At 61.4% G+C, this 20539-nt stretch carries 18 protein-coding genes; 2 read left to right on the top strand and 16 right to left on the bottom strand.

Going from position 1 to position 20539, the window contains the following annotated elements:
* Nucleotides 1–6: 6 nt before the first annotated feature.
* The 14 genes from ACIGDJ_RS01860 to rfaH all read right to left on the bottom strand — a co-directional run bounded on the left by ACIGDJ_RS01860 (nt 7) and on the right by rfaH (nt 16620).
* A complete protein-coding gene (locus ACIGDJ_RS01860; RefSeq protein ID WP_101159455.1) occupies nt 7–1485 on the bottom strand; it encodes a family 16 glycosylhydrolase in 1479 nt (492 codons plus the stop codon).
* Between the two features lie 30 nt (nt 1486–1515).
* Nucleotides 1516–2571, bottom strand: a complete 1056-nt coding sequence (galE, locus tag ACIGDJ_RS01855; protein ID WP_312999122.1) for a UDP-glucose 4-epimerase GalE — start codon at nt 2569–2571, stop codon at nt 1516–1518.
* A 31-nt stretch (nt 2572–2602) separates the two neighbouring features.
* On the bottom strand, nt 2603–4021 hold the full coding sequence (locus ACIGDJ_RS01850; RefSeq protein ID WP_397478203.1) for an oligosaccharide flippase family protein: 1419 nt from the start codon (nt 4019–4021) through the stop codon (nt 2603–2605).
* A 17-nt stretch (nt 4022–4038) separates the two neighbouring features.
* Complete coding sequence (locus ACIGDJ_RS01845) at nt 4039–4968, bottom strand: glycosyltransferase family 2 protein (RefSeq protein WP_101159458.1); 930 nt, start codon at nt 4966–4968, stop codon at nt 4039–4041.
* Nucleotides 4962–6269 carry an O-antigen ligase family protein gene (locus ACIGDJ_RS01840; protein ID WP_397478202.1) on the bottom strand — a complete coding sequence of 436 codons (1308 nt, stop codon included), beginning with the start codon at nt 6267–6269 and terminating at the stop codon, nt 4962–4964. Before ACIGDJ_RS01840 ends, ACIGDJ_RS01845 begins: the two co-directional genes overlap by 7 nt.
* Nucleotide 6270: 1 nt before the next feature.
* Nucleotides 6271–7377 (bottom strand): glycosyltransferase, encoded by a 1107-nt coding sequence (locus ACIGDJ_RS01835; RefSeq protein WP_397478201.1) that lies wholly within the window; start codon nt 7375–7377, stop codon nt 6271–6273.
* Entirely contained in the window at nt 7374–8453 is a 1080-nt protein-coding gene (locus tag ACIGDJ_RS01830) for a glycosyltransferase (protein WP_397478200.1), read from the bottom strand. Before ACIGDJ_RS01830 ends, ACIGDJ_RS01835 begins: the two co-directional genes overlap by 4 nt.
* A gap of 11 nt (nt 8454–8464) precedes the next feature.
* A complete protein-coding gene (locus ACIGDJ_RS01825; protein WP_101159462.1) occupies nt 8465–9172 on the bottom strand; it encodes a WecB/TagA/CpsF family glycosyltransferase in 708 nt (235 codons plus the stop codon).
* Entirely contained in the window at nt 9169–10527 is a 1359-nt protein-coding gene (locus ACIGDJ_RS01820) for a UDP-glucose/GDP-mannose dehydrogenase family protein (RefSeq protein ID WP_101159463.1), read from the bottom strand. Before ACIGDJ_RS01820 ends, ACIGDJ_RS01825 begins: the two co-directional genes overlap by 4 nt.
* A gap of 46 nt (nt 10528–10573) precedes the next feature.
* A complete protein-coding gene (locus tag ACIGDJ_RS01815) occupies nt 10574–11965 on the bottom strand; it encodes an undecaprenyl-phosphate glucose phosphotransferase (RefSeq protein ID WP_101159464.1) in 1392 nt (463 codons plus the stop codon).
* A 66-nt stretch (nt 11966–12031) separates the two neighbouring features.
* Entirely contained in the window at nt 12032–14341 is a 2310-nt protein-coding gene (locus ACIGDJ_RS01810) for a GumC family protein (RefSeq protein ID WP_397478199.1), read from the bottom strand.
* Between the two features lie 2 nt (nt 14342–14343).
* A complete protein-coding gene (locus tag ACIGDJ_RS01805) occupies nt 14344–14877 on the bottom strand; it encodes a polysaccharide biosynthesis/export family protein (RefSeq protein ID WP_101159466.1) in 534 nt (177 codons plus the stop codon).
* Between the two features lie 12 nt (nt 14878–14889).
* Complete coding sequence (locus ACIGDJ_RS01800; RefSeq protein WP_397478198.1) at nt 14890–16050, bottom strand: outer membrane beta-barrel protein; 1161 nt, start codon at nt 16048–16050, stop codon at nt 14890–14892.
* 51 nt (nt 16051–16101) lie between these two features.
* The gene (rfaH, locus tag ACIGDJ_RS01795; protein WP_397478197.1) at nt 16102–16620 is read right to left on the bottom strand and encodes a transcription/translation regulatory transformer protein RfaH; all 519 of its coding nucleotides are present in this window, start codon (nt 16618–16620) and stop codon (nt 16102–16104) included.
* A 684-nt stretch (nt 16621–17304) separates the two neighbouring features.
* On the opposite strand from rfaH, the gene ACIGDJ_RS01790 reads away from it, so the two are divergent.
* The gene (locus ACIGDJ_RS01790; protein ID WP_101159469.1) at nt 17305–18279 is read left to right on the top strand and encodes an NAD-dependent epimerase; all 975 of its coding nucleotides are present in this window, start codon (nt 17305–17307) and stop codon (nt 18277–18279) included.
* Nucleotide 18280: 1 nt separating this feature from the next.
* On the opposite strand, the gene ACIGDJ_RS01785 is transcribed toward ACIGDJ_RS01790, so the two are convergent.
* Together ACIGDJ_RS01785 and ACIGDJ_RS01780 are read right to left on the bottom strand one after the other, a co-directional pair.
* Entirely contained in the window at nt 18281–18490 is a 210-nt protein-coding gene (locus ACIGDJ_RS01785; RefSeq protein ID WP_073474659.1) for a hypothetical protein, read from the bottom strand.
* Between the two features lie 94 nt (nt 18491–18584).
* Nucleotides 18585–19511, bottom strand: coding sequence for an alpha/beta hydrolase (locus ACIGDJ_RS01780; protein WP_178081205.1), 927 nt, complete (start codon nt 19509–19511; stop codon nt 18585–18587).
* A gap of 118 nt (nt 19512–19629) precedes the next feature.
* Here ACIGDJ_RS01780 and ACIGDJ_RS01775 point away from each other — a divergent pair, with 118 nt between their 5' ends.
* Nucleotides 19630–20535, top strand: coding sequence for a LysR family transcriptional regulator (locus tag ACIGDJ_RS01775; protein WP_397478196.1), 906 nt, complete (start codon nt 19630–19632; stop codon nt 20533–20535).
* Nucleotides 20536–20539 lie beyond the last annotated feature (4 nt).

Raw genomic sequence — 20539 nt, 5'->3', positions numbered from 1 at the left:
GCAGCCCTATTGCGTTGAGCGGGTCCAGACCCTGACGTAATCGATGCGAAAGACCGACGGCAGGTCCGCGTCGTCGACCACGCCGAACCAGTCCCACATCGCTTCACTGTCGAAGACGATCTGCATCGGAAAATGCCAGTAGCTGTTCTTCGCTTCCCTAACGAGTACGCCGTCGACATACCAGCGCAAGGTCTCGGGTTGCCAGTCGAAACCGTAAACATGAAAGGTGTTGGCCAGCCGCCACGGCGCAATCCAGGTACTGCCGGAACTGAGATGTTGATCGTTCTGTGGTCTGGCCCAGACATGCGCATTCATGTTGTAGCGGCGATCAAACGCTTCGTTAAGGGTTTTGCCGCCGATTTCGAAGATATCGATTTCCGTGGCGTTGTCCGGCAGCCCCGTCCACGCCAGCCAGAACGCGCTGGAACCGGCAGAGTTCATCGGTTTCGCGCGTGCTTCGTAATAGCCGTACATGCCCCGTTCATGGGTGCGCACCATCGCCGAGCTGTAGTCCTTGTAGCCCAGGGCGACATATTTTTCCGGGAGGGTCTGTTTGCGGAAAGTGATGTTCAGATTGCCGTTGCCGACCTTGGCGTTCTCCGGCAAAAACAGCGCCGGTTTGCGCCCGAGGGAGTCGGTGCCGGTGGCGTTGTTGACGTGCCAGCGTTCGGCATCGAGCGCGCTGCCGTTGAATTCGTCGGACAGCCGCGTATCGCGTTTCCAACCGCCGGCATTGGCCTGGTCCGATAACGGCAGGTCGGGCGTAACGTGCGTCGGGGTCGGGCCCAACGGGCCAACGCGAGTCCAGGCATCGGCCTGTTGCGGTAGGGCGACCGCCCACTTTTGCGCCAGATACTCGAACACGTTGCGGCGTTCGTCCTGGTTGCTGAATGGGCGGTCGTAAACCAGTACTTCGGCAATGTCGCCACGCAGGATCTCCGAGGTGCCGACGACGTTGCGCGCCACGGCGAACGGGCCGATCGGCACGTCACTGGTTTCCAACACCGCCAGGGCCGGTTCGTAGGCCGTGGTCTGCTGCACGCTGATGCCGAAATTCGGCGCGACGTTATCGTTATCCGCCAGTTGCGGTCGCGAGCTGAACAGGCGCTGCCATGCCTTGCCACCGGCCTGCTCGGGCAAGCGCCGCGAGACCACAAACACTGTCACCGGGCCTTTGCTTGTGCGAATGGCCTGGCCCATGAACGCCGCCGTGCCGCTGAAACGCACCACGCCGTGGCCGTTGAGGGCGTTGTCGACGCGCGTCGGCAACGTCGTTGCCGCACGGTTGTCGACGACGACGTCATTGCCTTTGCCGGATTTATCCAGCCAGCGTACGACCTGATTTTGCCCTTCGAGGGTCATTGCGGCCGGGTCATTGCCGTCCAGCCACAGCACCAGTCCGTCAGCCACAGGCTGTGGAATATTGGCGCTGACGCCGGCGCTCAGCAGCAGCAAAACAAACAGCAAGCATCGTGATCTGTTCATGAGTCGTCCCTAACTTGGTTTGCGCCGTTATTACGTGCCCACCGCCAGCAACGGCGCCGGTTGCGGGCGGTAGCCCCACGGGTTGTTGGTTTGCCAGCGCCAGCTGTCGATGAGCATTTGTGTCAACTCACGCTGTGCCCGCCAGCCCAGCTCGCGCCCGGCCTTGCTCGCATCGGCGCGGCACTCGGCGACATCACCGGCACGGCGCGGGGCGAAACGGTAGGGAATGCGCAGACCGGTGACGTCTTCGAAGGCGCTGATGATCTGCAACACGCTGTAGCCGCTGCCGGTGCCGAGATTCCACACGTGCAGGCCATGCTCATCGCCCTGCAAAACCTGCAGCGCCTTGAGATGACCTTCGGCCAGATCCAGCACATGGATGTAATCGCGAATACAGGTACCGTCGACGGTCGGATAGTCATTGCCATACACGGTTAACGCAGCGCGCTGGCCGCTGGCAACCTCGCTCAGGCACGGCAGCAGATTGTTCGGTCGACCATTGGGCGCTTCGCCGATCAGCCCGCTCTCATGCGCGCCAATGGGATTGAAATAGCGCAGCACAGCGATGTTCCAGCGTGAATCAGCGAGGGCGAGGTCGCCGAGCAATTGCTCGATCATCAGCTTCGAGCGCCCGTACGGATTTGCCGGTATGCCGGTGCCGTGCTCCTCGACGATGGGCATCGCGGCCGGCTCGCCGTAGACAGTCGCCGATGAGCTGAACACCAGATTGAACACGTGGGCGCGGGCCATCGCCTGACACAGGTTCAGTGTGCCGACGACATTGTTGGCGTAGTAATCCATCGGCCGGCGCACGCTCTGTGCCACAGCTTTGAGCCCGGCGAAATGCAGCACCGCGTCAATCGCGTAAGTGCTGAAAATCTCTTCCAGCAGCGCGGCATCGCGAATATCGCCCTCGATGAAATCGACGTGCGAATGACTCAACAGCTCAAGCCGTGCGATCGACTCGCGGCTGCTGTTGCACAGATTGTCGAGGATCAGAACCGAGTGTCCGGACTCGATCAGTTGCAATGCCGTGTGCGAACCGATGTAGCCGGCACCGCCCGTGATCAACGTGGTTTTGCGCATGACGACGTGCTCCATTGCGGGAAAATCCGGCTTAGCGGGCGGTGAACACCAGCTTGAATTCTTGCGGCCAGCGCGGGTGCAGCAGGCTGTAGGCCAAGGCGTAGGTCAGCGTGCCGATAGCGATGTCGCCGGCCAGGTGCGCGTAGCCGGACAGGCCGGTTTGCCGCGACAGCCACATCACCATGACGGCCATCACCAGTGAGGCGAACAGGCTGCGGTAACCGGAATGGAAAAAGCTGCGCCAGTCATAACCGATGGCGGCGTGCAGGCCGCGCACCTGCACCGGCGTGATCAGCAGCATGCGCAGCAGCAAAGCCAGCGCCGCCGCCATGCCGCCATAGGTCGCGCCGAGCAGGTAGACCAGCGCCAGCGCGAGCAGGGTAGTGGCGACTTCGGCCTTGAGCGTCAGGTGTGTGCGGTTGACCGCCACCAGCGCGGTGGTGGCGTACAGCGCCAGATTGCCCAGCGCTGCCGTGCACGCGAGCACTTGCAGCAACGGAATCGCATCGGCCCATTTGGCGCCGAAGATCAGCAGAATAATGTCTTCGGCGGTCAGGGCGATGCCGAAAAAAAGCGGTGTCAGCACGAAGCCGCTGATCGCCGTTGAATCACCAATCACACCGATCAGTCGCGCCGGTTCGGCACTGCGCCGGGCAAACACTGGCAGCGCGTAACTCATCAAACCGTTGTAGATCGCCGAGCGCGGCAGGTCGATGATGCGCATGGCCAGGTTGAACATGCCCACCGCCTGCGCCCCGGCAGTGAGGCCGAGAAGCAGGTTGACGCCGCGTTGCAGGGTTTGCGAGCTCATGACGTTGACACAGACCGGCAGGCCGGCGCGCAGCAGTTCGCCCAGCACTTGGCGGTCGATCAACAAGGGAATGCGCCGACGCTCGCTGCGCATCAGTACCAGCGTGGAAATGCCGTCCATGATCAGCGCCTGAGCGACCACCGCCCACGGGCCGAAACCCATCAGTGCCACGGCCACACCGCCCACTCCGCCAGCAACTTTGCCGAGCAAGGTGCGCGAGGCCAGCAGCTTGAAATTGCCGCTGCGGCGCATCTGCGCCACATACACCCGCGCCATCAGGGTGAAGAGGATTTTCACCGAGGCCACAACGGTCATCCAGCGTAGCGCGGGCGACGGCGTGTAAAGCACGACCGCCAGCGAAATCAACGCAATCGACAACAGACTGACCAGCACGGCAAACCAGAACACGCTGCTGATGTGTTTGTCTTCCACCCGCTGCAGACGCACCAGCGGGTCTTCCAGCATCGACGAGAACAGAATGCCGACCACTTCGACCACAGCGATGATCAGCGTGCCGATGCCCAGCTCCGTTGGCGTCAGCAAATGTGCGTAGACGACAAAGGTGATCATCGACAGAAAGATCAGGCCGAATTTCTCGGTGAAAATCCAGGCGAGTGTCGTCAGGCGACGGTTGGCCATGGTGCGATCCCCGAGAGTCAGCGGCTGTTGCCCAGGCTTTTGAAGCAGGCGTAGAGGTAGCGCAGGGTCGGTTTGCCCTGAAAGAAAAACAGCGTCTGCCACGAATGCCCGAGCATCTGCCGGAACACCTCGATGACCCGGCGATGATCGCCGCGCCGGGAAAAGGCATTGAGAAACTCCGCGTGGTTGGCGAGGACGAAATAGATCCGCTGCTGCTTGTTCAACCGGGTGCCGTAACGCGCCAGGTACAGCTGGATGAAGCGCAGTTTGTGCGGGTAGTACTTGTGCGGTTGCGCGGTGATATTGGCGGCGTTGACGGCGCGCCAGTGCAGGATCTGCGGCACGCTGTGGATCTCGCTGATTTCCCCGATGCGCGTCCACAACAGGCGATCCTCGGCGAAGCGCAGGCTCTGATCGAAGCCGCCAATGGCAACGATGATCTCGCGCAGCGCGAGCACGCCGGAGGTGCCGTTGATGATGTTTTCGCGCATGAAGTCGGCAAAGTGATCACCGTGTTTGCAGCGATCCTCCAGTTGCCGTTTGCCGTCGCTGAATTCACTCATTTGAAAGCAATCGATCAAACCGACCTTGCGTCCCTGCTGCGTCAGTTCAGCGTGCAGCGCCAATTGCCTGTGCAGTTTTTCCGGATGCCAGCGGTCATCGGCATCGAGGAAGGCGATAAAGGTTTCCTTGGCACTGAACACACCGCGATTGCGCGCACTGGCCGGGCCTTGATTGGGCTGTTGCAACAGGACGATGGGGAAGGGCGCGGCGTATTGCCTGACGATCTCTGGCCCGGCATCGCTGGAGCCGTCATCGACGATGATGACTTTGTCCGGCTGGCGGGTTTGTGCGCACACCGAATCCAGTGTGCGCTGGATGCTGGCGGCGGCGTTGTACAGCGGAATCACCACGCACACGGTGACGGCCGAGGGATCATTCAGCATGGACGTTGCTCCCGGAAAGTGCCGCGCATCGGCCGCGCGCTGGCGGCTGGCAGCGGCTGGGTACGGGTGACGAGGTGATGGCGGAAGGTCAGGCTGAGCACGCAGAAAATCAGGAACTCGCCCGAGCGGTAGTTGGGAATTACATAGGCAACGTAATTGGTAACGACGAACAGGCCGATGATCACCAGAGCACACGCCTGATAGCGCGCCGATTGATCCGCCGTGATGGCCCGATAACGCTTTGCCAGTGTCTGGGCAAACATCAGCAGCAAGGCGATCAACTGAATCAAGCCACCGTTGAGCAGGGTCTCAACGTAGCCGCTGTGCGCGTTGCCGATGTAGCCCCAGCGCGTGATGAACGCGTCAGCATCGGCACTGGCCCAGAACGCGCCGAAGCCATAGCCCTTGAGAAATTGCGCATCGATCAGGGGCTGCAACAGCTCCCAGATCAGCGTGCGGTCGGTCAGCGACGGGTCGCGGCCAACCAGCTCCAGCAACATCGCGTAGTTGGCGTAGAGCACCCCACACAGGAGGAAGAACACCAGCGTCGCCGCCATGAACGCGAGCAGTGAGCGGTTGATGCGCAAGCGGATCAGCGCAATGAAGTACGCGTAGCTGGCAGTGCCGGCGACGATCAGGGCAATCGCCGTGGCTGACTGCGCGAGGCCAATGGCAATCAGCGCGAACAGCCCATACAGCATGGCCAGCGGGTTGCGCTGGCGGATCATCGGCAGCAGCAACAGAATCGCGATGGCGTTCAGGCGCGCGCCAGCATTCTTTTCCGCGAACACCCCGCGAAAGGCGCCGTCGCGAATGCCGCCGGAAATAAAGGCGATGTCCGGGCGGATCAGGGCAAAGATCAACCCGACCAACGCCGCCGCACCGATCACGCAGCCGAACAGAAAAGCGATGCGTTCCAGGCTGTAGCGCCAGGCAATGAAACCGGCAAAGAACACCACGCTGAGCAGCGCAACGAAACGCTTGAAGCTCAGCATCGGCTCGCTCGACCAACTGATCGACGCCGCCACGCAGCCCAGAAACAACAGCAAAAACAGGTTCTGCCGGTAGAAGCTCTTGCTGAGGAACACCTTGTGGCGAATGAAGAAAAACAGCGGCACCAGCAGCGTCAGCAAGCCACAGACCTGATTGGCCAGATTGCCCTCGAGATCCTGCTGCGCATCGTCCAGCGTGCTCACATTGCCCAGGCGCAGAAAGAAGCCGATCACTTGGGTATAGAACAGCACACCGAACAAGGTGAAGGCGTCGGCGAGCGTCGAATAACGCACTTGCAGACGGTTCATCTCAGCGCCTCCCGAGTAACGCCTTGAGGTAGGTCTGCACCGCGCGAGCGCTGACAAAGCGTGCGGCGGCGTCGATGCGCCGTTGTCGGTGCAGCGCTCGCGGCCTGGCCATTTGTTCGCTGATCGCAGCGGCCAGCGCCGCCGGGTCGTCAACCTCGACCAAGGGCGCGACGGCGCCATCGGCGAGGATTTCCTGCGGGCCATACGGGCAGCGTGTCGCCACTACCGGCGTGCCGGTCGACAGGGCTTCGACCAGGGCGTTGGGGCTGCCCTCGAAGCGTGACGACAAAACAAAGCAGTCGGCCCGAGCGATTTCGGCGATGGGGTCACTGGCGTACCCCGGCAGATCGCAACGCTCTGCGACGCCGAGCGCTGTCGCCTGGGCAAGCAGTTCGCCGCGCAAGGCGCCTTCACCGAAGATGATCAGACGTGCATCGCGTTGCGCCAGGCGGGCGAAGGCGTCGATCAACGTGTCGAAGCCTTTCTGCTGGGCCAGCCGACCCACGGCAACGATCACCGGAGTGGTTTTATCCCGCAGCCAGGGATGGCTGGGGGCGGCGGCAGGTTTGTCGCGAAAATCGTTGTCGAGTACCGGGTTGTCGGCGGTGGTCACATCGCGCGGGCGGGCGATAGTGGTGTCGACCAGGTCTTCGGCGACGCCCTGTGACACGCAGATCACCGGGTTGGGAATCAGCCGATACAGCCACGGCGCCAGCCAATAGGCGAGCTTGACCGAGAGCGCCGGGTTGACGTGCTTGTCCCGCGAGAAGGCATTGCGCTCGCTGACATGCAGCCGCGCCAGCGTCCCGGACAGCGCGGCGGCGGCAATCGCCACGACGTTGACATGAGTGAGCACCGCCAGTTGCGCGTCGTAGCGGTTGCTGCGCAAAAAGCGCATCAAAGCGGGCACGGCGGCGGCACTGCGTGGGCTATCGAGCAATACTTGCCTGACCCGAGGATCGAGCGCCGGTTGATTGATGCCGGCACCGGTGAGCATCAGCAGCGTCACTTCATTGCCGGCCTCGACCAAGGCACCAGCGAGGCGCACCATCATTTTCTCCGCGCCGCCGGCGCCGAGATCCTGGAGGATGATCAGCAGCTTTTTCATCGGTTCCACACCTGGTAATAAGCCTGCGCGGCGTATTGGCTGGTATACGGCTGGATCGCTTCGCTGACCGAGCGTCGGGCCGCTGTCGCGGGCTCGCGGCCGGCCAGACTGTCGAGCAGCGCCTCGGCCAGGGCCGGAACATCATCGACGCTGACCAGGCGCCCGAGGCGTCCGCCGTCGAGCAACTCGCGCGGCCCGCTGCCGCAATCGGTGGAGATCACCGCCGTGCCCAGCGCCAGCGCCTCGACCAGCACCGTCGGCAAGCCTTCGTGAAGTGAGCTGAGCACCAACAGCTGCGCATGGCGAATCAGCGGGTATGGATTGCGCAGATGCCCGGTGAAATGCACCAGACGTTCGATGCCCAGCCGTTGCGCCTGTGCTTCAAGCTCAGCGCGCAACGGCCCGTCGCCGGCAATCACCAGATAGGGCAACGTGCGTTGTTGCGCCGCCACGGCATAGGCTTCGAGCAGCAAATCAAAGCCCTTGGTGTGCACCAGTCGGCCAATTCCCAGCCAGTAATGATGGGGCACGCCACCGGGCAGCGGCGCTTGTGCCGCGTGCAGCAATTGCTCGGTGATCACCGCGTTCGGGCAATAACGGATGCGCGGCTGGCCCCACGGCATCAACCCGGCCAGCGACTGGCGCAAACCGTGGGACACCGCGACCACCTTGCCGCTGCCGCACAAATACAGCGCGTACAACAGGCGCAAGCTGGCACGCCCGGTGTTTTGCTCGGCGCAATCCAGCGCAGCGTGGCGACTGTAAATGACTTTGCAGTCACTGCCCAGGGTGGCGAACCAGGTGCACAGATTGGCTTGTTCCTTGGCGCCGATCAGGTGCGTCACGCCTTCGCGGCGAATCAATCGGCGCAGCAGCACGATCGACTTCAACCAGCCAGCGAGTCCGCTGCCGCCACCTGCCACGCTCGGCGCGCCGTCGACGTCGGGCGAGTCGCCGTTCATGACGTAAAAACTCACCCGTCGACCGTCCGCCAGAAACTGCTCGGCAAGGCGTTGCTGCACGCACTCGACGCCGCCGCCAGTCTGGTAATCCTTGAGCGTGAACAGAATATGCATCGACACAATCCTCATGGGGCAGTGACATTGATCGCCACTTGCTGGCGCAGAATCATTTCGGTCAGGCGCAGGGCATTGCTCGGGTAGTCGAGCAGGTAGCGTTTGATCGTGTGCGGCTCGCGATACATGCGGTAGAAGGCGCGCAGGTGCAGGCGATTGATGGCGTCGGGGTAGTAACGCTCGCTGGCATTGGCTTCCTGACGAATGAAGCCACCGCAGGTGAACGCCACGCCGCTGAAACCGCCGCGCAGCGCATCGAGGACAAAGCGCTCTTGCAGACCGGCGCCGAGGCCGACCAGCAGCAGGTTGGTGCGCTGTCGGAGGATGTCAGCTTGAATTGCCGCACCTTGTTCGGCGTCGAAGTAACCGTTGTGTGCGCCGACCAATTGCAGGCGCGGGTACTGCGTGCCGAGCTTGTCAACGAAACGATCAAGCTCGGCCTGCCGCGCACCGACCACGTAGACGCGTTTGCCGCGCTGCTCGGACTCGCGCAACACCGGGTCGGCAATCGAGGTGAAATCGAAACTGACCCGCTGCACCGCGCGCCCGGTGATGCGCGACATGAACCCGGACATCAGCATGCCGTCGCAGAAATACGCCAGCGACGGCGGCGGCTGGCGAATGAAACTGCCAATCGAGGCAAAGTTGAGAAAGGAGAACGCCCGGTTCGATTCCAGCAGGGCCGGCGAATAACGGTCGAGCAATTCCAGGCGGATCATGATGCAAGATCCTGTACTTGCGCGGCGCATGTCGGCCGACCGACGCTGATGTAGGTAAAGCCGCGTGCGCTGAGACGTTGCGGATCGAACAGGTTGCGGCCGTCGAAGATCAGCGGGTTTTTCAACTGGCGAGCAAGCAACTCGAAGTCCGGCGCACGAAACGATTGCCACTCGGTGACGATCACCAGCGCGTCGGCATTTTTCAGCGCCGCCTCTTTGGTGCCGGCCAGGGTCAGGTCGTCGCGCGGGCCGTAAAGCTGCTGGGCCTGTTCCATGGCTTTCGGGTCGAACGCCTGCACGCTGGCGCCAGCGCGCCATAACGCCTCCATCAAGACGCGGCTGGGTGCTTCGCGCATGTCGTCGGTGTTGGGCTTGAAACTCAGGCCCCACAGCGCAAAGGTTTTGCCCTCCAGGGCGCCGTTGAAGTGTTCGGCGATTTTATGGAACAGCGTGCTTTTCTGTTCGTTGTTGCGCGACTCCACCGCGCGCAGCAGGCGCGCATCGATGTCGACGCCTTGGGCAGCATGAATCAGCGCACGCACATCCTTGGGAAAACACGAACCGCCATAACCGATGCCGGGGTAGATGAACTGGTAGCCGATACGCGGATCCGAGCCAATGCCGTGGCGGACCATTTCGATGTCGGCGCCGAGCTTTTCGGCGAGCCCGGCCATTTCGTTCATGAAACTGATCTTGGTCGCCAGCATGCAGTTGGCCGCGTACTTGGTCAGCTCGGCGCTGCGCACATCCATCACGATGATTTTTTCGCGGTTGCGATTGAACGGTTCGTACAACTCGCGCATCAGCGCTTCGGCCCGCGGGCTTTCGGTGCCGATGATGATTCGGTCGGGTCGCATGCAGTCATCGACCGCGCAGCCTTCCTTGAGAAATTCCGGGTTGGAGACCACATCGAAGGTCAGTTCGCCACGGCCGCTTTCGGCGAGGATGACATTGATGCAATCGCGCACACGGTCCGCCGTGCCCACCGGCACCGTGGATTTGTCGACGATGATCTGCTCGCCGCGCAGATGCTCGCCGATCGTTCGCGCGACGCTCAGCACATGTTTGAGATCCGCCGAGCCGTCCTCGTCCGGCGGGGTGCCGACGGCGATCAGCAACACGTCGCCGTGCGTTACCGCAGCGGCCAGATCACTGCCGAATTGCAAGCGTCCGCTCTGATGGTTTTCCCGCACCAGGCTTTTCAGGCCCGGCTCGTAGATGGGCAGGCTGCCGTCATTCAAGGCCTGCACCTTGGCCGCGTCGACATCCACACACAGCACGTTGTGGCCGACCTCGGCCAGCGCGGCGCCCTGGACCAGTCCGACATAACCGATACCGAATACACTCACATTCATGGGAAAACCTCATGCGTGGCGGGGTGGGCCAGAGCGCTGGCCGCTGTCAGTAGATGTTTTTCGAGAACAGGGTGAAGGGCGTCTTCAGGAGGATTTTGATGTCCAGCCACAGCGACCATTGATTGATGTAATTGAGGTCCTGGGCGACCCGGCGCTGCATCTTTTCCACGGTCTCGGTTTCGCCGCGATGCCCGGTGATCTGTGCCAGCCCGGTGATGCCAGGCTTGAGCCGATGCCGCGCCATGTAGGCGCGCACCTTGCCGGTGTAATAGATGTTGTGGGTGACCGCGTGGGGGCGCGGGCCGACGAGCGCCATGTGGCCGAACAGCACGTTGAACAGTTGCGGCAGCTCATCTATCGAGCTGCGCCGCAGAAAGCGTCCCAGCGGTGTGACGCGGTCGTCGTCGCGGGTGGCCTGGCGCACTTGCTGATCGTCGTGCACGCGCATCGAACGGAATTTCCACACGCGAATCACTTCGCCGTCGCAGCCATGGCGGCTTTGCTTGAACAGCACTGGCCCCGGCGACGTCAGCTTGACCGCGATGGCCACGCCGAGCAGCAGCGGGCTGAGCAGAATCAGCGCCACGGCGGCCACGCTGCGTTCGAACAGGTCTTTGCAGAACAGACTGCCGGGGTGCGAGGTGAGCAGGCTTTCGTTGAGGTAGATCGCCGGCATCCGTTCGATCTCGGAGATCGAGTGATTAAGCAGGACCATGCTGCCCAGATCCGGAATCCACACCACGTCGACGTTCATGTCGAGCAGGTTGATGTACAGCGCTTCGATGGTCGCCGCCTCCGCCATTGGCAGCACGATGTACACGCGCCGCGCCTGCAGGCGCGTGATGATTTCGCGGATGTCCTCGACCTCGCCGAGCAGCGGCAGGATGCTCGGCGCGGGGCCGCTGTCGGCTTTCGCCGCGACGAAACCGAGCAGCAGCGCGCGATCCGGATCGAGGAGTTTGCGCGCCAGCTCATGGGCGGTCGGGCAGGTGCCGATGATCACCGCGCGGCGCTCGTTGCTGATCATTCTGGTGTAGAGGCGCACGAACAGATGCAGCGGCACAAACGTCGCCGCCTGAGCGAGAAAACCGACCACGGCCCAGACAATCACCACCTGCCGCGAGAACAAAGCGCTGGTCTGGGTGACGAAAGCGATGCTCATCAGCAGCCCGAGCAGAATCAGCCATCCGGCAAGCAAACGCCCGAGCCCGACCAGCAGGCCATGGCGCTTGTGGTAGACCTGCACCAGGCCGTAGACCGGCATCGAGCCGAGCACCGTAAGGATGATCAGCAAGCGGTACTCACTGGGCAGTTCGCCGATGCGCCAGTGCACCAGTACGATCAGCAACAGGTTGACCAGAGTCATTGCGCACAGCCATTGCACCCAGAAGGTGAGGCCGCGACGGTGTGCCATTTGCGCGGAATATTGCGAGGTCATCGGCGCGATCTCCGATTCGTCCAACAGGGAGGGATTTGCTGTTGCCGGGCGGCACGGCCCGGAAGATCAGCGCGGGGCGAAGTCGTAGTCGTAGAAGGAGCGGGAGTGACCATGGCCGTACTTGCGCGCCTTGCGCAGATCGACCTGATTGAGCACCACGCCGAACACCGGCGCTTGGCTCTGCTGCAACACGGCGATGCTTTTGCGCACCTGGCCGACCGGCGTGCTCTGCGCCTTGACCACGTAGATCACCGCGTCGGAGTGCTGAGCCAGCAACAACGCGTCACTGACGATTTCTGCTGGCGGCGAATCGATGATGATGTGCCGATAGCGCGACTTCAGAATCTGCAATAGCCGACCGAGGCGTGGCGAACTGAGCAAGTCCTGCGCGGGGGCCACGGCATTGCTCGAACTGCTCGAGGCTTTCAGCCGTGGCGCATCGAACGGGTCCAGCGCAGAAGGCGCCAGGCAACCGGCCGGGAGCATGTCGAGATTACCGACGCTGCGGATGCAGTCTTCGAGCCGCGCGGTGCCGGCCATGAGGTTGGCCAGGCCGGGGTTTTCCGGCGGGAAATCGAAGTTCAGCGACAGTGTCGGTTGACGCATGTCGGCATCGATCAGCAGCACTCGCTCCAGCGGCGCGAGCGACGAAGCGAGGTTGTTGGCGATGGTGCTCTTGCCTTCGCCGGACACCGAAGACGTGACCAGCACCACCTGCGCCGGACGTTCGTTGTTTTGCAGCATCAGCCAGGTGCGCAGGTTGCGGATGGTTTCGCAGAAGCGCGGGTGGTCGTTGTCCTCGAACAGCCGCGCCAACTGCCGCCGGCTCTTTTTCATTACCAGCGGCACCACGCTCAGTAGCGGCACATTGAGCAGGCTCTCGACGGTGTCGTCGGTCTTGAAGGTGTTGCTCAGGGTATCGAAGAGGAAGGCGAGGGCGACGCCGACGACCGCAGCCACCAGCGCAACAATCGCGAGGATCAGATTCTTGCGCGGTTTGCTCGCTTCCAGCGGCGCGATCGCCGGGTCAACGATGCGTGCTTTGGCCGAATCCATGTCCGAGGTGGCGGCGGTTTCCTTGAGGCGAGTGACGAAAGTTTCGTACAGCGCTCGGGTGCTGTCGACTTCGCGCTGGAATTCGCGCAGCTGGAATTCCTTGCGCGAAATATCCTGAATCTGCGCCTTGTTGCTGTTGAAGGATTTGCGCAACGCGTCTTCGCTGGCCACCGCCAGTTGATATTGGCGTTCGATGCCCGCGACCACCTGCTGCACCTGCAGGCGCAGGCTGTTGGCAGCGGTACGCTGTTCGGAACGGGCGGAAATCAGCGCCGGGTGCTTGGGCCCGTAGCGCCCCGACAACTCCTCGACTTTGGCCTGGGCCTTGGCCAGATCGCCTTGGAACTGCTGAATCAACGGGTTGCTCAGCACCGCTGGTACGCTAGACAGGCGACTGATATCGCCATTGCTGAGAGATTGGGCCTGGCGGTACTGGCTCTCGGCCTCGGCACGATCGCGGCGCGCGTCGATCATGCGGTTGCCGGTCATTTGCAACTCGTTGGCACTGATCGTCGCGACACCGTCAACATCGACCAGACCCTGTTCCTCGCGGTAGGCCTGCAACTTGTTTTCGGCCACGCGCAGGTTGTCGCGCAATTCGACCAAGCGGGTGTTCATCCAGCTGGTGTTGTTTTGCGAAGACTTGAGACTGGTGTCCTGCTGGCTGTCGATGAAACCTTGGGCGAGGGCATTGGCCACCGCCGCAGCGAGCGCGGGGTCGGGCAGCTCGACGTCGATTTCCAGCAACTGGCTCTTGCCGACGAACTTGACGCTGGTGTGCAGCATCAGGTTTTGCGTGACGTCGTTGAACACCTGTTCTTCGGTCGCAGGCGGCTTGGGCGGCGGCAGCAGATCCAGCCATGGCAGCCATTGATCGCGATTGAGCTCGGCCAGCCATTGGCGCGGGGCGAACCAGCTCTGCGCCTGTTGGCGTGGATCGGTAATCGGGTGGGTGGTCAGGCCGAGCTTGCGCACCGCGCGCTCGGCGAGTTCCCGCGATTGCAGCAACGCCTGCTGAGTCTGCAAGTAATCGGTGGTGGTCGCGCCGCCGGCTTCGGCGGCCTGCTGAAAACTCAACACCGGCGGCGTCTTGTCCTTGATCAGCAGCGTCGCACTGCCGACGTACTGCGGCGTGATGAACGACAGCACCGCCACGGCCAACGCGCAACTGAGCAGTACCAGCCAGGCGATGTTCCACTTCGCCGACCAGATCACCCGCCACAGGTGCAGCAGATCAAGGGTGTCCGACTCATCGGCGGCTTGCGTTGGCAAGTGGCCCTGGGGCGGACGTTCGAGGTAGGTGCTTGGGCTGTTGTCCATGATCAGAAAAAGCCTTGTGCAATGGAAATGGTGTCGCCGGGGGCGATGACGGTAGTGCGCGAAATGTTTTCAGTGACCGGCGGGCCGCCACTGCCGCGCAAAATCGTCACGCGTTTCATCGAGGCGCGTTCGGTCAGACCGCCGCCCAGCGCGATGGCTTTTTCCAGGGTCAGGCCGGGTTGGAACGGATAGCTGCCGGGTTTCTGCACTTCGCCGTTGATATAGAAAGGGCGGTATTCGATCTGGCTGAGGCTGACTTTCGGGTCGACCAGATAGCCTTGCTTGAGGCCGTCGACGATCTTTTGTTCGACTTGATTGGGCGTCAGGCCCCTGGCGACGATCTCGCCGAGAAACGGGTAGGAGAAAGTGCCGGCGTCATTGAGGCGGATCTTCTTGAAGCTCAGTTCCGGCTCGCCGAACACGATGATGCGCAAGACATCGCCAGCGGCCAGGCGGTAATTGGTGTCGGTGTCCGCCGCCTCGACCGTGGGCACTGTCCAGAGCAGCAACAACAGTAAAATCAGGCGCGTGTGCATGGCCCAACCCTCCTACAGACTGACGTCGAAAGTGATCTGGAAGACGTTGCGGGTGAAGCTTTCGTTGTCGGCATCGGAGTCGTTGTCGCGGTGGCGGTAGGCGACTTCGACGTCCAGCCAGCGGCGCATTTCGTAATTCACGCCGAGTTTGTAATCCTGCAGATCGTCGCTGCGGTCCTGGCCTTCGTAGACGTAATGACCCATGCCGACTTCGGCAACACTGGTGATGCGCTCGGTCCAGCCATGGCGCCAACCGACCTGGGTGAACGTGGCTTTCACCGCGTCGGCGCCGTCGTCGCCTTCGGCCATGGCCTGGCGCGCAAGAAAGGTGAAGGTCGAGTAGGTGCGCGGTTTCCACGCCAGGTCCACTTGCCAGGTCGGGTTGCTCAGGTCGTCGGAGCCGCTCTGGTCGAAATTCTTGCGCTCGTAGCCGACGCGCAGCTTGCCGGTGGTTTTCGCCGTCATGTCCCACTCGGCGCCGGCCAGCACCGCATCGGAGCGGCTGCTGCGCGGGCTGTTCGATTGCAAGTAGTCGAAGCGCGTGTGGTCGTATTCGAGCAGGCCACGGGTCTTGCTGCCGAGGCGGTGATACCAGGTGGTGGTCAGGTTGCTCGTGTCGCGCTCCTTGTCATCGTTGATGCCGTCGGCGTTGTCGTAGCGAAGCTGTGCGTAGTTGGCGCCGAGGTCGATCTGGTTCAGCGCACTGCGCGCACCGAAGGTGTAGACGCCGCCGACGCGTTTGCTTTCGATCTTGTCGTTGATGCCGTCGACGGCGGTAGACGTGGTGCGCTCGTATTTGCGCGCCTCCGCTTCGAGTTTCAGCCGATGTCGGTCCGTAAACTCCATGATGCTGTCGGCGCGCAGGCGCTGGGCGGTGTTCGAAGCATCCGAGTCGCTGTGATAGATGTAGCGGGTCGGTTCCCAAATCACCCGCGTGGCGCTGTTGCGATCCTCGGCCTTGAGCTCGAAGGCGGGCGCCAATCGGGTGACCATGGTGGACTCGACATCGTGTTCGACTTCGCGAAAATTGTCGTCGTAGCTTTCCGACAAGGCGAAAGTCGGGGTGAAATCGAAGCCGTAGACATTGATCGCTTGCGGCTCGACGCTCCAGGCGGCTTCGGGAGCGCAGCAGGCGACGACTAAAACCAGGGAACAGCGAGGCTTCAGAGCCATGGATCACGCTCCTGATGAAGGGGGTCGGTGTCAGGGCGAAGCGGATCCGGACTATTGTCGCTGGCGTTCCAGGTAACTCAGCGGGACGCTGACGTGCTGTTGGCGGTTGAGGAAATTGAGCAGAAGCATCACGCGCTCTTCGCCCTGCATGGACAGGAACACGCCTTCGAGCGGGGACAGCGGGCCGTGGACGATTTGCAAAGGTTCGCCGGGTTTGAGCATCGGATCGACAGGAAAGCCGATCGACTCCTGGCTGCGTTCACGCAGTTGTGCGATCACGTCTTCATCGACCCGGGCGGGCACATGGTTGAATTCAACAATGCGACTGACGCCGCGCGTTGAGCGGATCGGCGCCCAGTTATCGTCACGGCTCAGTTGAATGAACACGTAGCCTGGGAACAACGATTCCAGCGTCCGTTGGCGTTTGCCACGGATGCTGCGCTCGCTCATCAGCTGAGGCCGAAAGATCGAATAGTTCTGTTGCTGCAGATTGAGTTGTGCCCGTTCATCCTGGCGGGGCTTGCACTGCAATAAATACCAGTTAGAACCGTTGCGGCAAACCGTTAGCATGCTGGAGTACTCCATACATAGCGATCGTGTAAGCAGGGTGGCCGATAACGTGGGACGAGCCGCCCTGCTTGCTAGTAGGTAGTAGGCTGATCAAGGCAAAGTGCCGAGCCAGATGCATCAATGTTTATTGGCAGAAGAAGTGTTTCAAAAATGAATCAAGTTGATCGGGTTATTGTTATATCCGTGGCCGTCTTGGCTATAACGAGTCCGTGCTTTTGTTTAAGCAAAGCTACCGCACGGTTCGCAGTTGCGACCTTCAGGATCCAATTACATAAGTAGCCAGAGAGCAGAAAAGTGCGCGGCGGCGCGAGCTCATCGGGCAGTGCTAAGTTATCGGCCAGTCTGCGCAAGCTGTCAATTGATAACAGTCAAAAACATTGCCTTTCATCCGCTGATAATGGGCGTGTTTCGTAAGTCGTTGACTTTCAACGATGAACGCTGTTCGTCGGATTTTTTAAACTTTTCGAAGTTATTGTAGTCGTCGAGGTTAGATGCTGTGTGTGATAGCAAATTAGTTTCAATCTTACATGTTTCGGTTCGTAAGAAGTTCGGTTTTTAAATGCCTCGCGTCGGATGCTGCTGGCCCGGGTAACTAAGGTCGTCTATGAATAACTGTCGTCGTTTGCGGATAAATGTACGGCGGTGTTTAACGCCTTAAAGTCGAAACAGTGAGCCGAGGCAATCATGAGTGTTCTGGTAACGGGGGCCGCAGGTTTTATCGGTTATCACACGGCCATGCGATTATGTCGCGAAGGACTGGAGGTTGTTGGGCTCGATAATCTCAATCCTTACTACGACGTCAAACTCAAACAGGCGCGGTTGCACAGACTGCAAGCGCAGACCAACTTCACTTTCCATCGGCTGGACATTGTTGACCCGTCGGCACTCACCGCGCTGTTCGAACACGGCCAATTCCAACAGGTCATTCACCTCGCCGCGCAGGCCGGAGTGCGCTACTCGCTGGACAATCCTGAGGCTTATGCGCAATCGAATCTGGTCGGATTTCTCAACGTCCTGGAAGCCTGCCGACGTCATCCGCCGGAACACCTGATCTACGCATCGAGCAGTTCGGTGTACGGCGCCAATACCCGAATGCCGTTTCGCGAAGACGACAGGGTCGACCAGCCGGTTTCTTTGTACGCTGCGACCAAACGCGCCAACGAACTACTCGCCCACAGCTACTGCCATCTCTACGGCGTGCAAGCCACCGGTCTGCGCTTCTTTACCGTTTACGGCCCCTGGGGGCGGCCGGACATGGCGCTGTTCAAATTCACCGAAGCGATGCTGCAAGGGCGCGCCATCGACATCTACAACCAAGGCGAAATGGCGCGGGATTTCACTTATATCGATGACATTGTCGAAGCGATTTTTCGACTGCTCGACAAACCGCCCGCACGCAGCGCCGAGCGTGGTACCAACCGTTTGTTCAATATCGGTCGCGGCAGTCCGGTGGCGCTGATGAGCTTCGTTGAATGCCTGGAACAGACGCTGGTCATCGAGGCGCAGCGCCGTTATCTGCCGATGCAGGAAGGCGACGTATTGAAAACCTGGGCCGACGTGTCGGCACTGGCACGCTGCATCGACTTCCGCCCCCAGGTGCCGATCGAGCAGGGCGTGCAAGCGTTCGTGCAGTGGTATCGCGAGTTTTATCAGGTCTGATTCAGTGCAGGGTGACGGCCCTGCGACTTTCACCAATGCGGATCCGGTCGAGGGCGCGGTTCAGCGCATCCAGCGCATCGAGCAACGCCTTGGCCTCGGCTTCACGCCCGTCGCCCCACAGACGTTCGGCCATTTTGTTCAAGGCTAGAATGGCGCGTTCGATGTCGGCTGCGCTGGCGGTGCTGTCAGGGGGTGGTGGTTTTTTCGGCATTCAGGGTTCCTCGGCGGTCGGTAAACCACCATATCGCCAAGGCGCCTAGCAAAACAGCCAAAAGTGTCCCCAATCAGCAGCGAGTGCTGTCTGATCAGCGATTAACCTCAATCAACGCCGCCTCGATAAACCGCACCGAACTCTCCAGCGCCTGCTGCCCCTCGGCCAGCATGCCCGCGTAGAAATGCCAAGCGTGAAACATGCCGGGCCACACTTCAAGATTGACCCGGACGCGGTTGTCCGCCAGGTGATTGGCCAGACGCATGGCGTCACTGAGCATCAGTTCGTTTTCGCCGATCTGCACCAGAATCGGTGGCAGCCCGGTGACGTCGGCGAACACCGGCGAGGCCAGCGGATGGTTGGCCAAGGTGTCGCCGAGAAAGGCTCGCGCGAGGATATCCAGCACTGGCTTGGAGTTCAGCGGATCAAGGCCTTCACGATTGCTCATGGAAGCGCCGGTGTGTTCGAGGTTGGCCCATGGCGAGATGGACGAACCCACTGCGGGCAAGGGCAAGCCTTTGGATTTTGCCGCGACCATCACGCTGACCACCATCGCGCCACCCGCGGACTCGCCTGCGAAGGCAATCTTGCTGGCGGCGATGTTCTGCTCAAGCAACCACTCGTAGGCGCGCAAAGTGTCATCGATGGGGGCGGGAAACTGATGCTCGGGTGCGAGGCGGTAATCCGGCATGTACACCCGCGCGCCAAGCATTTTTGCGTAGTTGCCGCCGATGCCGTGGTAGCCGTCAGGTCGACCGACGATGTAGGCACCGCCGTGGATGTACATCAGCACCGCATCGGTCTTGAGCTCATCCGGAGTCACCAGCGTAGCGGGCACTCCGCCCATGTCGACTGCTTCAAACCCCACGCCAGCAGGCGGCTGATTCTGCCCGAGCATTTTTGCGTAGGCATCGCGGATGTCGCTCATCCTTGTGGTGGTATCGGTGCCCTTGAGCACAGGTACCAGATCGCTGAGGCTGTTGGCCCAGGTTCGCACGGCTGCTTTTACTTCAGTGTTCATATGACCTCGATCAGGCGTTAGTGAAGGCTTAACTAATCGAGATGTTATGCTCATGATTGGGGAATAGGGTTCCCCATAACCGGTGCCCACCCGCCTGAATGCCAAACCCGGAGGCCTCATGGAACTGCATAACCTGAACGACATCGCCGCCTTCGTCGCCTCGGTGGATACTGGAAGTTTTACGGCGGCGGCCAGGCAACTCGGGCTGACCCGCTCGGCCGTCGGTAAATCGATCGTGCGGCTCGAATCGCGTCTGCAGGTCCGTCTGCTCAACCGCACCACCCGCAGCCTGAGCCTGACCGACGATGGTCGGGTGCTGTATGAGCGATGTGTGGGCATCTTGCAGGATCTGGACGAGGTCGAAGAGGCTTTGGCGTTCCGCCGTTCGACGCCCAGCGGCCGCTTGCGCATGAGCCTGCCGGTAGCACTGGGCCGGCTGCACGTTGTGCAGCACATCGAGCGCTGTCTGAGAGACTGGCCGTCGCTCGCCATCGACGCGACGTTTTCCGATCGGCTGGTCGACCTGATCGACGAGGGTTTCGATCTGGCGATTCGCATCGGTCCGCCCAAGGAAGACTCCGGGCTACTCACGCGCACGGTGGCTTACCAGCAAATGATCACCTGTGCCTCGCCCGATTATCTGAATGAACATCCGGCACCGCAGACACCCGAAGATCTCGCCGGGCATGCGTGCCTGCACTTCGTCAGCGGCGGCCGATTGCTGGCGTGGAACTTTCGCATCAACGGTCAGCCCGTGCCTGTCATTCATGCCGGACGGCTGCAAATGGACAGCGCCGAAGCCTTGCATCAGGCGACTGCGGCAGGCCTCGGTATCGCGACGTTGCCATCCTATGTGGTCAACGATGACCTGCGCAGTGGCAAGCTCGTGCAGTTGCTCGCAGAGTACGCCGAGGCTGCCGAGCCGATCCGGGTGATTTACCCGAGCAAGCGACACCTGTCGCCGAAGATTCGGCTGTTCATCGACAGGCTGGTGGAAGCATGGTCGCCGGCGCCTTGGGACTGATTGC

Source organism: Pseudomonas sp. NPDC079367, assembly GCF_044542195.1.
Classification (GTDB): Bacteria; Pseudomonadota; Gammaproteobacteria; order Pseudomonadales; family Pseudomonadaceae; genus Aquipseudomonas.
The sequence above is the reverse complement of the archived record's forward strand: the minus strand, read 5'-3'. Positions and strand labels throughout refer to the sequence as shown.